This is a genomic window from Sulfurihydrogenibium azorense Az-Fu1 (assembly GCF_000021545.1).
GTDB classification, from domain to species: Bacteria; Aquificota; Aquificia; order Aquificales; family Hydrogenothermaceae; genus Sulfurihydrogenibium; species Sulfurihydrogenibium azorense.
The window spans coordinates 1,453,448-1,466,999 of sequence record NC_012438.1; the positions used below are offsets into that span (position 1 = coordinate 1,453,448).

13 protein-coding genes, 1 tRNA gene and 1 pseudogene are annotated in these 13,552 nt (G+C 32.9%); 7 read left to right on the plus strand and 8 right to left on the minus strand.

The genetic code is table 11. From position 1 onward, the window contains the following. Positions 1-291: 291 nt before the first annotated feature. A complete protein-coding gene (locus SULAZ_RS07620; RefSeq protein ID WP_012673458.1) occupies positions 292-699 on the minus strand; it encodes a hypothetical protein in 408 nt (135 codons plus the stop codon). Between SULAZ_RS07620 and SULAZ_RS07625 the strand changes: the two are divergent. Further along, positions 698-1,523 (plus strand): annotated as a pseudogene (locus SULAZ_RS07625) (IS982 family transposase). The gene SULAZ_RS07620 and the pseudogene SULAZ_RS07625 overlap by 2 nt on opposite strands. 241 nt (positions 1,524-1,764) lie before the next feature. On the opposite strand, the gene SULAZ_RS07630 reads toward SULAZ_RS07625, so the two are convergent. Further along, positions 1,765-1,852 (minus strand) — tRNA-Ser (locus SULAZ_RS07630). 81 nt (positions 1,853-1,933) lie between these two features. Between SULAZ_RS07630 and SULAZ_RS07635 the strand changes: the two genes are divergently transcribed. Genes SULAZ_RS07635 through SULAZ_RS07655 form a run of 5 tightly spaced genes read left to right on the plus strand, consistent with a single transcriptional unit; the run spans position 1,934 to position 6,822 of the window. Beyond that, on the plus strand, positions 1,934-2,233 hold the full coding sequence (locus SULAZ_RS07635) for a hypothetical protein (protein ID WP_012673714.1): 300 nt from the start codon (positions 1,934-1,936) through the stop codon (positions 2,231-2,233). Positions 2,234-2,252: 19 nt separating this feature from the next. Then, positions 2,253-3,701 carry an Asp-tRNA(Asn)/Glu-tRNA(Gln) amidotransferase subunit GatB gene (gene gatB, locus SULAZ_RS07640; protein ID WP_012674285.1) on the plus strand — a complete coding sequence of 483 codons (1,449 nt, stop codon included), beginning with the start codon at positions 2,253-2,255 and terminating at the stop codon, positions 3,699-3,701. Continuing rightward, the gene (gene purB, locus SULAZ_RS07645) at positions 3,698-5,008 is read left to right on the plus strand and encodes an adenylosuccinate lyase (RefSeq protein WP_012674889.1); all 1,311 of its coding nucleotides are present in this window, start codon (positions 3,698-3,700) and stop codon (positions 5,006-5,008) included. Before gatB ends, purB begins: the two co-directional genes overlap by 4 nt. 10 nt (positions 5,009-5,018) lie before the next feature. After that, the gene (gene miaB, locus SULAZ_RS07650) at positions 5,019-6,332 is read left to right on the plus strand and encodes a tRNA (N6-isopentenyl adenosine(37)-C2)-methylthiotransferase MiaB (RefSeq protein ID WP_012673763.1); all 1,314 of its coding nucleotides are present in this window, start codon (positions 5,019-5,021) and stop codon (positions 6,330-6,332) included. Positions 6,333-6,336: 4 nt separating this feature from the next. After that, positions 6,337-6,822, plus strand: a complete 486-nt coding sequence (locus tag SULAZ_RS07655; RefSeq protein WP_041676169.1) for a bifunctional nuclease family protein — start codon at positions 6,337-6,339, stop codon at positions 6,820-6,822. On the opposite strand, the gene SULAZ_RS07660 is transcribed toward SULAZ_RS07655, so the two are convergent. From SULAZ_RS07660 to SULAZ_RS07675, 4 genes are read right to left on the minus strand one after another with little or no spacing between them, the layout of a single operon-like run. Further along, on the minus strand, positions 6,819-7,751 hold the full coding sequence (locus tag SULAZ_RS07660) for a beta-ketoacyl-ACP synthase III (protein ID WP_012674758.1): 933 nt from the start codon (positions 7,749-7,751) through the stop codon (positions 6,819-6,821). The two genes, SULAZ_RS07655 and SULAZ_RS07660, sit on opposite strands and share 4 nt — an antisense overlap. Next, the gene (gene plsX, locus SULAZ_RS07665) at positions 7,741-8,802 is read right to left on the minus strand and encodes a phosphate acyltransferase PlsX (RefSeq protein ID WP_012674830.1); all 1,062 of its coding nucleotides are present in this window, start codon (positions 8,800-8,802) and stop codon (positions 7,741-7,743) included. The genes SULAZ_RS07660 and plsX overlap by 11 nt, the downstream gene beginning before the upstream one ends. Beyond that, entirely contained in the window at positions 8,803-8,979 is a 177-nt protein-coding gene (gene rpmF, locus SULAZ_RS07670) for a 50S ribosomal protein L32 (protein WP_012674094.1), read from the minus strand. Between the two features lie 47 nt (positions 8,980-9,026). Further along, positions 9,027-9,551, minus strand: a complete 525-nt coding sequence (locus tag SULAZ_RS07675; protein ID WP_012674580.1) for a YceD family protein — start codon at positions 9,549-9,551, stop codon at positions 9,027-9,029. A gap of 47 nt (positions 9,552-9,598) precedes the next feature. On the opposite strand from SULAZ_RS07675, the gene dcd reads away from it, so the two are divergent. Next, entirely contained in the window at positions 9,599-10,138 is a 540-nt protein-coding gene (gene dcd, locus SULAZ_RS07680; RefSeq protein WP_012673818.1) for a dCTP deaminase, read from the plus strand. On the opposite strand, the gene SULAZ_RS07685 is transcribed toward dcd, so the two are convergent. After that, a complete protein-coding gene (locus tag SULAZ_RS07685) occupies positions 10,139-11,545 on the minus strand; it encodes a sigma-54-dependent transcriptional regulator (RefSeq protein ID WP_012673616.1) in 1,407 nt (468 codons plus the stop codon). It abuts the gene before it with no gap. Then, positions 11,535-13,547, minus strand: a complete 2,013-nt coding sequence (locus tag SULAZ_RS07690; RefSeq protein WP_012674756.1) for an ATP-binding protein — start codon at positions 13,545-13,547, stop codon at positions 11,535-11,537. Before SULAZ_RS07690 ends, SULAZ_RS07685 begins: the two co-directional genes overlap by 11 nt. Positions 13,548-13,552: the final 5 nt, after the last annotated feature.

Here is a 13,552-nt window from a genome sequence, read left to right on the forward strand (position 1 = left end):
GGTCATTTGTTTTGCTAACTGTATCAAAGATTTTGATTGGAATGTTTAATTTTATTTGTAAAATGTCTATAAACTGGCATTTGTCTTTTTCTTTTCATTTCTTCTTTTATCACATTTACAAATATGCGCATTTTTCTCCCACATAGTTCAGATATAACTTTTCAAAAATTTGGCACACTTTTCGGGAAATAATGAGAAAGCTCATCACTACTTGATTATTCAATTTTTATATTTTTTGTGTGTCCCAATGCTCAAAACCGAAAAATTTCAAAAATTAGTAAACATGATTTTTCAATAACTTAAAGAGATGAGATCTTTAAGATGTTCGGGGAGTTTTTCTTTAGGGTAGGTTCCTTGTTTTATCTCCTGAAGATTGTGCCACCACATGTTGGGGTATTTTTTTTCTGCCTTGTAATCGTCGGGATGTACCCACTCAAGGACCTTTTTTAAAAACTGCCTATCTAACTTTTTAACCTCAGGGTGGTCGTCAAGCCCAAGTTCATGTATCTGGTCCCGAAGGTCATAAAACATCCATCCATTATAGGCGAAAACTTGTGGATATCTGGAGTTTGGGTATGAAAGTAGAGCGTCATACTCTTCTATAAGATCCTTAACCCTAATTTCCAATTCGAAAAAAAGATGAAATAAAAAACCTCCAGTGGTATCATAAAGTAAAACTACCACTGGAGGTAAAACCATGACATTTAGAAATTATATCATAAACGTTTATATTTTGACAGATGAAATTCTAAAACTCATAAAACATAAACACAAAACAAATAATCCTAAATTCTCTGATGCAGAACTTATAACTCTCATCATATTTTCTATGAGCTTTAGAAAAGGTGATTACAAAATAACACTTAAGGAATTTAAAGAGAATTACAATGACCTTTTCCCTTATGTTCCTCAATTACCAGCAATAGTAAAAAGAGCTAAAAAACTATATAAACTTGCTCAAGTAATCTCAATCATTCTTACAAATTTATTTTCTGAGAAGATAACCACAGTATACATAGCAGATACAAAACCAATACCTGTTTGTAAAAATCAAAGAATGAAAAGAAACAAGAAAGTTTCTGGTAAGTTATACAAAGGAAACAATGCAGCAAAAGAATGGTTTGGTTTTAAAATAAGATTAATAGTGGATTATTACAAAAGACCGATAGGATATGAGATTATTCCAGCTTCAAAGCATGATATAAACTTTTTAAAGGAAGTAAAAGAGGACAGTGTTTTGATAGATATATTAAACAAAGGGACAATAATAGCAGACAAAGCTTTTAATTCAAAGGATTTAAAAGAAGAATTTAAGAGTTTAGGAATAGAGTTAGAGGCTATAAGAAAGAAGGGGAAAGTACATCACAAACAAAAGGATAAACAAGAGAATAGAGACAGTATTTAGCAAGTTATACTATATGGGAATAGAGGATATCAGGGCAGTATCTTTAGAAGGATTTAAAGCTAAGATAAACTTCTTCATTTTAGCTTTAAGTTTTGCTACTTGTCTTGGTTTGTTTTAAAATTATTTAAATTGGAAATTAGAGTTGAGGTTAATTGCATTGTAGCTCACATAATGCAAATATATTTTCTATTATATTCCCACTTTCACCCGCATCACTACTTGAATATTACAATAATATATTTTCTGTTTTCACGATGCAAAGCTAAATGATACCTAATATCAATTAGTAAAATTTCTTCATTTCTCAAAAATTTAAGTAGTTTCACTTATTCATCTGTCAAGGTCTTTAAAATTTTAAGCGGAGGAGGAGGGATTCGAACCCCCGGAGGGCTGTCAACCCTCAAGTGATTTCAAATCACCCGCTTTCGTCCACTCAGCCACTCCTCCATAGGTAGATTAATAATATACACCAAACCTTATAAAAATTCAAGTATAATATTAAAAAATTTTTAACCACAAGGAGTTATTATGCTTGGAGAAACTATCTTAAAATACTGGAAATTTATCCTTGGTGCTGGAATAATAATGGCAATTGGAGGACTGTTTTTACAGTCTACTTCTACAGTTTTAGGAAAGATAGTTGAGTTTTTTGGTTTTGCGTTAATAGCTATTGTTGCCTACGTCTTAGGATATAAAAACGCAACTGACGAAGCAGAAAAACAGATTAAAGCAGAGCTTGAAAAACTAGCAAAACAAGATATAAGATACAAATTTGCATCAGAAAGAGCTATAAAAAACCTTAAAGCACCACTTTCTGGAAAAAAATAATCTATAAAGAGGTAAAGATATGGAGTCAGCTGTAGCGTTAGAAAAAGAGTTTGACGTAGTTATAGGTCTTGAAACCCACGTTCAGATGAGCACAAAAACAAAAATGTTCTGTGGATGTGAAGTAGAGTTTGGAGCTCCACCTAATACAAACGTATGTCCCGTTTGTCTTGCCCATCCAGGTACTTTACCTGTTATAAACAAAACAGCTGTTGAGTATGCCGTAAAAGCAGCTTTAGCGTTAAATTGTAAAGTCCACAACCTTTCAATAATGGCAAGGAAAAATTACTTTTATCCAGACCTTCCAAAAGGTTATCAAATATCCCAGTATGACAAACCCTTAGCAACTGACGGCTACATAGAGATAAAAGTAGGAGACAGTTTTAAAAAGATAAGAATCCACAGACTTCATATAGAAGAAGATGCTGGAAAAACAATACACGAAGGTAGTAAATCCTACGTAGACTTAAACAGAGCAGGAACACCTCTAATGGAAATAGTTACCGAGCCAGATATATCTTCAGCTGAAGAAGCAAGGAAGTATTTAGAAAAACTTAGAAACATAATGAGATACATAGGCGTATCAGAAGCTGACATGGAAAAAGGACAACTTAGATGTGATGTAAACATATCACTAAAACCAAAAGGCTCAAGTCAACTGGGAACGAAAGTAGAACTCAAAAACATAAACTCATTTAGATTTATAGTAAAAGCTATTGAGTATGAGATAGAAAGACAGGCAAAACTTCTAAAAAAAGGAGAAAAGATAATTCAAGAGACGAGACTCTTTGACCCTGATTCTGGAAAAACTTACACAATGAGAACAAAAGAAGAAGCTCATGACTATAGATACTTCCCAGACCCAGACCTTTTACCAATACTACTAAAAGACTCACAGATAGAAGAGATAAAAAATTCCCTTCCAGAACTTCCAGATCAAAAGTATTACAGATATATCCAATCTTTTAACCTTCCACCTTATGATGCAGAAGTATTAACATCAGACAAAAACCTTGCAAACTACTTTGAAGAAGTAGTAAAACTCTTCCCACAAAATCCAAAATTAGTCTCAAACTGGATACTAAACGAACTACTTGGAAAACTAAACGAAAAAGGTATAGATATAGAAAACTCTCCTATTTCAGCCAATAGTTTAGCAGAGCTTGTATCTCTAATAGCAGATGGAACAATATCAGGAAAGATAGCAAAAGAAGTGTTTGATATTGCCTTTGAAACAGGTAAATCTCCAAAAACAATAGTAGAAGAAAAAGGATTAAAACAGATATCAAACGAAGATGAAATAAGGTCTATAGTAAAAGCAGTTTTAGAAAGACATCCAGCAGAAGTAGAAAAATACAAATCAGGAAACGAGAAAATATTAGGATTCTTAGTAGGTCAAATAATGAAAGAAACAAAAGGAAAAGCCAACCCACAACTTGTTAACAAAATACTAAAAGAGGAGCTCTCATGATAAAGCGTTATACAAGAGAAAAGATGGGATATATATGGAGTGAGAAGAATAAATTTCAAAAGTGGCTTGATGTAGAAATAGCAGTTTGTAAAGCTTGGAATAAACTGGGGAAAATCTCAGATGACGCACTAAAAGAAATTATAGAAAAAACCCATATAGACGACCAAACCGTTGAAAAGATACACGAACTTGATAAGATATACAACCATGACGTTTTAGCATTCGTTACAGCCGTAGCCCAACAAGTTGGAGAAAACGGAAGGTATATACACCTTGGACTTACATCGTCAGACGTTATAGATACAGCCTTAGCCCTCATTATGAGAGAAGCTTTAGATTTACTTATAGAAAGTGTTGACGAACTTTTAGAAATACTAAAAGAAAATGCCTTTAGATACAAAGATACAGTTATGATGGGAAGGACTCACGGAGTCCACGCAGAGCCAATGGTTTTTGGTTTAAAGTTTGCCCTGTGGTATGAAGAGTTTAAAAGAAATAAAAAGAGACTCCAAAACGCAAAAGAGACAGTATCAGTAGGAACAATTTCTGGAGCTGTTGGAACTTACTCAAACATCCCCCCACAACTTGAAGAACTTACCCTTGCAGAACTTGGATTAAAGCCTGAGCCTGTAGCAAACCAAGTCATACAAAGAGACAGACATGCAGAGTTTATGACTGCTATGGCAATTACCGCTTCATCTTTAGAAAAGATAGCAGTTGAGATAAGACACCTGCAAAGGACAGAAGTGTTAGAAGCTCAAGAACCATTTAAAAAAGGACAAAGAGGCTCTTCTGCAATGCCTCATAAAAGAAACCCTATAACCTGTGAAAGAATTACAGGACTTGCAAGGGTTATAAGAGCAAATGCAATTCCAGCTATGGAAGATATAGCTCTCTGGCATGAAAGGGACATATCCCACTCATCAGTTGAAAGAGTTATTATGCCTGATAGTGCTATAGCTTTAGACTACATACTACACCTTACAAAAAACGTCTTAAAAGAGTTAGTAGTTTATCCTGAAAACATGAGAAAAAATATGGATAAATCAAAAGGACTATACTTCTCATCAAAAGTGTTGGTTGCTTTGGTAGAAAAAGGATTATCAAGAGATGAGGCTTACGATATAGTTCAAAGAAATGCTATGAAAGCTTGGGATACAGAAGGCCTTATGTTTAAAGATGCTCTACTACAAGACCCAGATGTTACATCACGCTTGACAAAAGAAGAAATAGACAAAATTTTTAATGTTGGTGAATTTTTAAAGAATATTGACTACATATACAAAAGAGTTTTTGAAAACAGTTAAGAGGTAGAGAATGAAGTATTATATAAGAACTTTTGGTTGTCAGATGAACGTTAACGACTCTGAAAAGATGGCAGGTATATTAAAAACATTAGGTTATGAACCTGCCCAAGACTGGAAAGAAGCAGATGTTATCTTGGTAAACACCTGTTCTGTAAGAGAAAAACCAGACCAAAAAGTACTATCAGCTTTAGGAGAGTTTAAAAAGATAAAGAAAGACAAACCTAATGCCATTATAGGCGTTTGTGGATGCTTAGCCCAAAGGGCAGGCTACGAAATACTACAAAAAGCACCTTTTATAGATATGGTTTTTGGAACAACTAACATACACCATCTACCCCAGCTTTTAGAAGAGGCAAAATCTGGAAACAAAGCAGTTGAAATACTTGAAGAGATAGACGAAAACGAAAACCTCTTAGACCAGTTCCCAACTGTTAGGGAAAATAAATACACCGCTTTTGTAACCGTTATAAGAGGGTGTGATAAAAAGTGTACTTACTGTATCGTTCCTACGACAAGAGGTAAAGAAAGAAGCCGTAGAATAGGGGATATCTTAAGAGAAGTTCAATTTTTGGTAGAAGATGGTGTAAAAGAGATTCACCTAATAGGCCAAAACGTAACAGCATACGGTAAGGACCTTGGAGACGTTAAATTCTGGGAACTTCTACAGGCAGTAGCCAGTGTACCAGGTGTAGAAAGAATAAGATTTACAACAGGACATCCAAGAGATTTAGATGAAGATACGATAAAAGTTATGGCAGACCTACCACAAGTGTGTGAAGCTCTACACCTTCCAATACAGGCAGGTTCTGATAAAGTACTACAAGCAATGGATAGAGGTTATACACAAAAAGAGTACCTTCAAAAAATAGATCTACTTAAAAAGTACATACCAGATATAGCCTTATCCACTGACATAATAGTAGGATTTCCTGGGGAGACATACGAAGATTACCTTGAAACAGTCAAAGTTATAAAAGAAGTAGAGTACGATCAAGTGTTTGCATTTAAATACTCACCAAGACCTGGAACCCCAGCAGCTGATATACCTATGACAGAATCACCAGAAACTATTTCAAAATGGCTAAACGACTTGATAAACATACAAAAAGATATAACTTTTAAAAAGAACTTATCCTACGAAGGAAAAACGGTAGAAGTTTTAATAGAAGAAGTTAACGAGGAAGGTAAACTAACAGGTAGAACGAGAACAAACAAGTTAGTTCATGTAGATGGTCCTCAAGAATACGTAGGATATATAGTTAACGTAAAAATTGAAAAAGTAAATAGATTTTCTTTAGAAGGAAGAATAAACGGAGGCGATTAAGATGATGGTAGAAATGGACGTGCAAGGAATCACTCTAGACCCAATTTCAAACATGCCGATACTGGTTTTAAAAAGCAAAGAAACCAACGATATTCTCCCTATTTGGATAGGCGTTTTTGAAGCAAACTCGATAGCTATGTATTTAGAGTGTATGACTTACCCAAGACCTTTAACCTACGATTTGGTAACAGCCTTAATAGAGTCCTTATCTTCAACTGTGGAACAAGTAAACATACACACTGTAAAAGATAACACATTTTACGCTTCTATAATATTAAAAGATGCAAACGGTAATACAGTTGAAGTAGATGCAAGACCTAGTGATGCCGTTAATATAGCCTTAAGGTCTGGAAGTCCGATATACGTATCTCAAGAAGTTTTAAATCAAGTTAAAAATGGAAACAAAGAGATAGATTTAGAAGAAGAAGATATAAAAGAGTGGATAGACTCTTTAAAACCAGAAGATTTTGAAAGGAATATTGAGTTTTAAAATCTTATAACTACAGCTCCCCACGTTAAACCGCCACCAAAGGCAGTTAAAAGAATGTAATCACCTCTGTTTATTCTTCCCTCTTTGTAAGCCTCGTACATAGCAATAGGTATAGAGGCTGCACTTGTGTTTCCATACTTATGAATGTTTACATACACTTTTTCTTTTGGAATTTCTAACTTTTCTGCTAAAGCGTCTATTATTCTAACGTTTGCTTGATGAGGTATTACAAGTTTTATATCATTTTTCGTTAACCCTGCCTTAGCCAAGGCTTTATTACAGGCTTGTTCCATAGATTTTATGGCATGTTTAAAAGTCTCTCTTCCTTGCATTCTTAGTTTTTCACCAACTTGACAGTGAAGTAGTTGCCAGTGAGACCCTTCCGATTTCATAACTGTAGAGAGTATATCACTACTATCATCAGATTTAGATAAAACAACCGACCCAGCACCATCTCCAAATAGAACTGCAGTAGTTCTATCAGACCAGTCTATTATTTTAGAAAAAACTTCACTACCGACAACTAAAACATGGTTTGCCTTTCCAGATTTTATAAAGCTATCGGCTATCGTAAGACCGTATATAAAACCACTACAAGCAGCTGAAAAATCAAAAGCCATAGGATTTTTACAACCTAACTTATCAGACAAAAAACAGGCTGTTGATGGAAATATCATATCAGGGGTAGAAGTTGCAACTAAGATAACGTCTATATCTTTTGGAGATATTCCGGCCATTTCTATAGCTTCTTTTGAAGAGTGTAAAGCTAAATCACTTGCTTTAACCCATTCATCTGCTATATGTCTTTCTTTTATACCTGTTCTTGTAGTAATCCATTCGTCTGATGTATCTAATATTTTCTCTAAATCAAAGTTTGTTAAAACCCTTTCCGGAATGTACATACCAAGACCGGTTATTTTACTGCCCATTTAAAACCCCGTTTAAATCATCTTCCTTAGATTTTCTCAACTCTTCCGGAAGTAAAGTATTTATATTATCTAACAACTTTTTATTAAAGTCGTGATTTACAAATTCTGATGCAAATCTTAAAGCATTTTTTATAGCTCTTTCGTCAGCTCTTCCGTGGGTTATTATACATGTTCCCTTAGTTCCTAAAAGAGGAGCTCCACCGTACTCTGCAAAATCCGCTTTCTTTTTAAATCTCCTTAAAGCAGGAAGCATAAGAGCAGCTCCTATTTTAGAAACTAAACTTTTTTCTACTTCCTCTTTAATCATCTCAAGAATTATCATTCCAAGACTTTCACTTGTTTTTAAAACAACGTTTCCCACAAAACCATCACACACAATAACATCAAAATCTCCTGTAAAGATATCTCTCCCTTCAGCATTACCTACAAAGTTTAAGTTAGTCATTTTAAGAAGTGGGTAAGTATCTTTAACAAGTTCGTTTCCTTTTCCTTCTTCTTCTCCTATACTGAGTATTCCTACACGAGGATTATCTGAAGTCTTAAGTATCTCTTTAACGTAGGTATGTCCCATTACAGCAAAGTAAAGTAGATGTCTTGGTCTACTGTCAACGTTTGCACCTACATCTATCAAAACAGTCCTACTACCTTTCTTATTAGGAAAAGCCACTGCAATACCGGGTCTCTCTATCCCTTCTGCAGCTCCAACTATAAACTTTCCAACACTCATAGCAGCTCCAGTATTTCCCGCCGAAACGAAAGCAGAAGCCTTTCCTTCTCTAACAAGTTTTCCTGCTATATGCATAGAAGAGTTTCTTTTTTTCCTTAAAGCTATAGAAGGAGATTCGTGCATCTCTATAACTTCTGGAGCATGGACGATTTCTATGGGTAGATTTTCTATTGATAGGTTATGTTTTTTTATTTCTTGTTTTAAAATCTCTTCGTTTCCTACTAAGTAAACCCCTATTTTGTATTCTTTTGCAAACTCAATGGCACCTTTTATATTACAGAGAGGAGCGTAGTCTCCTCCCATTGCGTCAAGGGCTATGTACACTTATACGACCTCAATTACCTCTTTATTTTTGTAGTATCCACAGTGAGGGCAAACTCTGTGAGGAGCTTTTGGTTGTCCACACTCAGGGCACAAAGACAACCCGGGCATAGAAAGTTTCCACTGTGCTCTTCTCATTGCTGTTTTAGCTTTTGATTTTTTCCTCTTTGGTACTGCCATATCTAAAAAACCTCCTTTTTCAAAATTAAAACAAATATTATACCAGATTACTTTAGAAGTTTTTGAAGTTTTGCAAATGGAGATTCTTTTCTTTTCATTACGATTTCACAGTCGCAAGACTCTTCATTTTTATTTATACCACAGTAAGAACACAAGCCTTTACAATCTTCACTACACAACACTTTCATAGGTGTGTTAACTATGATTTCTTCTCTAACAAACTCGTTTAAGTTAAACTTTTCTTCATCTTCTAAGTATTCAGAGTATAAATCTTCTTCAGACAGTTCTTGATGTTTAGGTAATTTCTTTGTAAAGAGTATACTTTCTGTAAAATCAAACTTTTGAGGAAATACTGTTAAACATCTATCACAACTCATATTTATACTTGTGTTTAAAGTTATAGTAATAACGTACCCATCTTTATCTTTTAAAAGGTGAAGTTTAACATCTATCTCTTTATCTTCAATATAGTAATTTTCTGGCAGATCTAAATCTTTTAAAGGAATTTTCAGCTCTATCTCTTTAAAAGGTTCTCTTTTTAGTTCTTCTCTAAGATTTAGGTAAATAATCAAATTAAATACACCTCTTTTATAAAAAATTTTTGCTATAATATAATACAATGATTTTAAATGACAAGACTATAAGAAAGTATATAAGTGAAGGTTTACTTGTTATAGACCCTTTAGATGATATCCAAATACAACCGTCTTCCGTTGATTTAAGACTTGGGTATGACTTTCTTATCTATCCAGATGATATTGACATTTTAGATGTAAGAGACCCTTACTTTTCAAACAGACTAATAAAGGAAGAAGCTTCCAGTGATGGTTTTATTATAAAACCTAAACAGTTTGTTTTAGCAACTACAATAGAGTATATAAAACTTCCTGATTTCATAACAGCTTTTGTAGAAGGGAGGTCTTCTTTAGGTAGACTTGGACTTTTTATAGAAAATGCAGGATGGGTAGATGCAGGGTTTGAAGGAACAATTACCCTTGAGTTTTACAATGCAAACTCTGTCCCTATAAAGATATACCCAGAGATGAGGATTTGTCAGTTAGTCTTTGCTCAAATGGTAGATAAAGCTGAGAAACCTTACAGAGGAAAGTACCAAGGTCAACGAGGGACAACAGGGTCTAAAATATTTTTAGACAGGTAATCACTCTTTTCTAAACTCTGAAGGGTCAACTCCATACTTTTTTAGGAGTTTTTGTAAAGACTGTCTTTCTATGTTAGCAAGTTTTGCAGCTTTTGATATATTTCCTTTTGTAAAAGCAAGAAGATTTTTTAAATACTTAGTAGTAAATGCTTGGTCGTTTAGCTTTTTTGCTAAGTTGTAATCAAAAATCATAGCTTTACTGTTATCCTGTCCTGATATGTAAGAAGGTAAACAGGATACATCTATATACTCTTTTTTTGCAAGAGCGATTATACAAGCTTCCCTAACTACATTTTCAAGTTGTCTAACGTTTCCTTCCCAGTGATAGTTAACAAGAAGTTGTAGAGCTTCTTCTGTAAATCCTTTTATGTCTGTTTGATACTTTTTATTAAACTCTTCTAAAAAGTGGTAAGCTAAAACAGGTATATCTTCCTTTCTTTCCCTTAAAGGTGGTATCTCTATCTTTATTCCTTCTAACCTAAAGTAAAGGTCTTCTCTGAATTTTTCTTCTTTTACAAGTTGCTTTAAGTCTTTGTTGGTAGCTGCTATCACTCTAACATCAACTTTTTTAGAAACTGTATCCCCAATCCTTCTTACTTCTTTTTCTTGTAAAAATCTCAAAAACTTTGCTTGAAGGTCTAAAGGCATCTCTGATATCTCATCTAAAAAGACAGTCCCTCCATCTGCTAACTCTAATATACCCGGTCTGTCTGTGTCAGCTCCTGTAAAAACACCTTTTTTTACACCGAAAAACTCTGACTCCATCACATCCTTAGATATAGTTGCACAGTTTATAGGTAAAAATACCTTGTTTCTTCTATTACTTAACTGGTGTATTGCTTTTGCAAACAGCTCTTTACCTACTCCACTTTCACCGTATATTAAAACTGTAAAGTCAAAGTTGGCAATTTTTTTTAAATAATCTAAAATTTCTTTCATTAAGGGATTTACAGTTATTATACCTTCAATATCAGAGGAATTTTTTAAAGTTGATAAATAGTTTTTGTAAAAAAATGTATTTTTCTTATACTTAGCAAGCTCTATAGCTTCCTTTATCATACTCCAAGTTCTATCGTCGTTAAAATCTATAGGTTTTGATATGTAGTTAAAAGCACCGTGTTTCATACAGTCTACAGCTGTCTCAACTGTTCCATAAGCTGTTAAAACAATAAAACTAGCTACATTGTTAAATTTTCTTATCTCTTTTAAAAACTGGTCTCCTGTCATCTGAGGCATCTTAAGGTCTGATATTATAAGGTCGTAATCGTTCTGTTTTACCATCTCTACAGCTTCTTTAGGATTGGGAGAGATATCAACTTTATAACCTTCATCTTCAAGAATCTCTTTAAAGGATACTAAAATGTCCTCCTCATCATCAACTATAAGGATATAACCTTTATCCTCCATCTTCTTCCTCTTTATTTAAAGGTAGTTCTACTGTAAATTCTGTACCTTTTCCTTCTTCACTTTCAACATATATTTTACCACCATGACTTTCTACAATTCTATAAACAACTGCAAGTCCAAGACCAGTTCCACTTTCTTTTGTTGTAAAAAACGGTTCAAATATTTTATCCAAGTACTGTGAAGGAATACCAACTCCAGTATCTCTTATTTTAATCACAGCTAAACCTTTACTCTTATCTTTGTAGGCTTTTATACTTATAGACCCTTTATCTTCAATAGATTCAATAGCGTTTATCAGAATATTAATAAAAAGCTGGATTAATGCATTTCTATCTCCTTTAATATAGGCATTACTTAATCTTTTAGAAATTGAGATATCAGACCTTTTAGCTTGCAAAAAGGATAATTTTATTGCTTCTTCTATCACATCTTTAATATTGATACTTTCAATTTTTGAGTAGTAAGGTTTTGTAAAGTTTAAAAGTCTTTCAACTATGTCGTTTGCTCTGTAAACACTTTTTTCTATCCTGTCTAAACCTGCTATTATCTCTTCAGCATTTTCTTTGCAAAGTTTATTCACTTTCCTTTTTAAAGAATAAGCACTCTGATTTATTATAGAAAGGGGATTTTTAACTTCATGGGATATACTGGCAACTAACTTACCTATTACTGCTAATTTTTCAGATTGGAGTATTTGATTTTCCATCTCTACTTTTTCTGTAATATCTTCTATAATTACAACTATATTTTCAATACTTTCTTCCTGAGTTAAAATTGGAAAAGCTTTTATTTCCCAGATTTTTTTTGGATTTTCTGAAATTGTTATTTTCTTTTCAAAACTCTTTTTAGAGTTTATAACCTCTTTAAATTCATTTTCCAGATTTTTTAATATGGTAAAGTGTTTAAAAAAGTTTCCAGACTCTTGGTCTTTTCCAAGTAAAACTTTTGCAGATTTATTAATAAACTCTAAGTTAAAATCTTTGTTTAAAACAACTATTCCTAAATCTATAGACTCTATAGTTTTTTGTACTAAATCTCTCAACTTAATCTTTTCTAAAAGAAAGTTAGTTTTTGCGATAGATGTTGAAATAGTGTTAGCATAGGTAATTAAAAACTCTACCTCTTCTCGTGTTAGAGAAATTTTAGAGTAAACTCCTATAATACCTAAATTCTGATTTTCACTTACTAAAGGGATTAAAATAACTTTATTATCTTCGTAAGATACTACAGAATCTATATCTTGGTCAAAGTATATTCTATAGTTTGGGAAAAAACCTTCTTTTTTTTGAATATTTTCATTTCTAAGTTTTATAAAAGTTCCACTATAACCTAAATTCACAAGGCCTTCTACTATTTTATCTGCCATATCATTTAAAGAAAGCTCTTTAACTGTAAATACACTTAACTTAAAAAGTTCTTTTAGTTTTTTATAAGCTGTTTGAAGCTTAAACTCTAACTTTTCAAACTCTCTTTTTATCTCACTGTCTATCGTTTTAGCAACAGTTATTTTGAAGTTTTCTTTTTCTTCTTCAACTTTTGATAAAAAATAATGAATGTTGTAAATAGAAATAGCTACTAATGTTAATCCTAAGGATAAAAATTCGTTAAAGTAGGATATAAAGGATAAAAAAACAGATAGTATATATAAAGTAAATGTTTGTCTGTCTGATGTTAAAGAGAAGGTAAACAGTGGTAAAAAACTCATTGAAAGTATTAAATTTCTAACATCAGGAAAAAAAATACTTAATCTAGATAGGAATAAGTAGTAAAGGAATAAAATTGCATACTTTCTTTTGTTTGGATTAAAAAAAGAGACAGTAAGTAAAAATATTATCAAAGGAAATATCGTAAAATGGTATGCTTTGTAGTTAAAGTAAAACTCTAATAATGAAAAGAAAAAAGCAGTAAATGAGTAAAAAAAAGATGTATCTTTAATTTCTCTTTTCTTAGTAAGGTAGAGTACTCCAAAGTATGTAATCCAAGCTACTGTTAAAGCATCCAAACCTT

Coding starts and splice junctions, on each gene's coding strand:
- SULAZ_RS07620 (WP_012673458.1), bottom strand. CDS start 699: ATGGTTTTACCTCCAGTGGTAGTTTTACTTTATGATACCACTGGAGGT.
- SULAZ_RS07635 (WP_012673714.1), top strand. CDS start 1,934: ATGCTTGGAGAAACTATCTTAAAATACTGGAAATTTATCCTTGGTGCT.
- gatB (WP_012674285.1), top strand. CDS start 2,253: ATGGAGTCAGCTGTAGCGTTAGAAAAAGAGTTTGACGTAGTTATAGGT.
- purB (WP_012674889.1), top strand. CDS start 3,698: ATGATAAAGCGTTATACAAGAGAAAAGATGGGATATATATGGAGTGAG.
- miaB (WP_012673763.1), top strand. CDS start 5,019: ATGAAGTATTATATAAGAACTTTTGGTTGTCAGATGAACGTTAACGAC.
- SULAZ_RS07655 (WP_041676169.1), top strand. CDS start 6,337: ATGGTAGAAATGGACGTGCAAGGAATCACTCTAGACCCAATTTCAAAC.
- SULAZ_RS07660 (WP_012674758.1), bottom strand. CDS start 7,751: ATGGGCAGTAAAATAACCGGTCTTGGTATGTACATTCCGGAAAGGGTT.
- rpmF (WP_012674094.1), bottom strand. CDS start 8,979: ATGGCAGTACCAAAGAGGAAAAAATCAAAAGCTAAAACAGCAATGAGA.
- dcd (WP_012673818.1), top strand. CDS start 9,599: ATGATTTTAAATGACAAGACTATAAGAAAGTATATAAGTGAAGGTTTA.
- SULAZ_RS07685 (WP_012673616.1), bottom strand. CDS start 11,545: ATGGAGGATAAAGGTTATATCCTTATAGTTGATGATGAGGAGGACATT.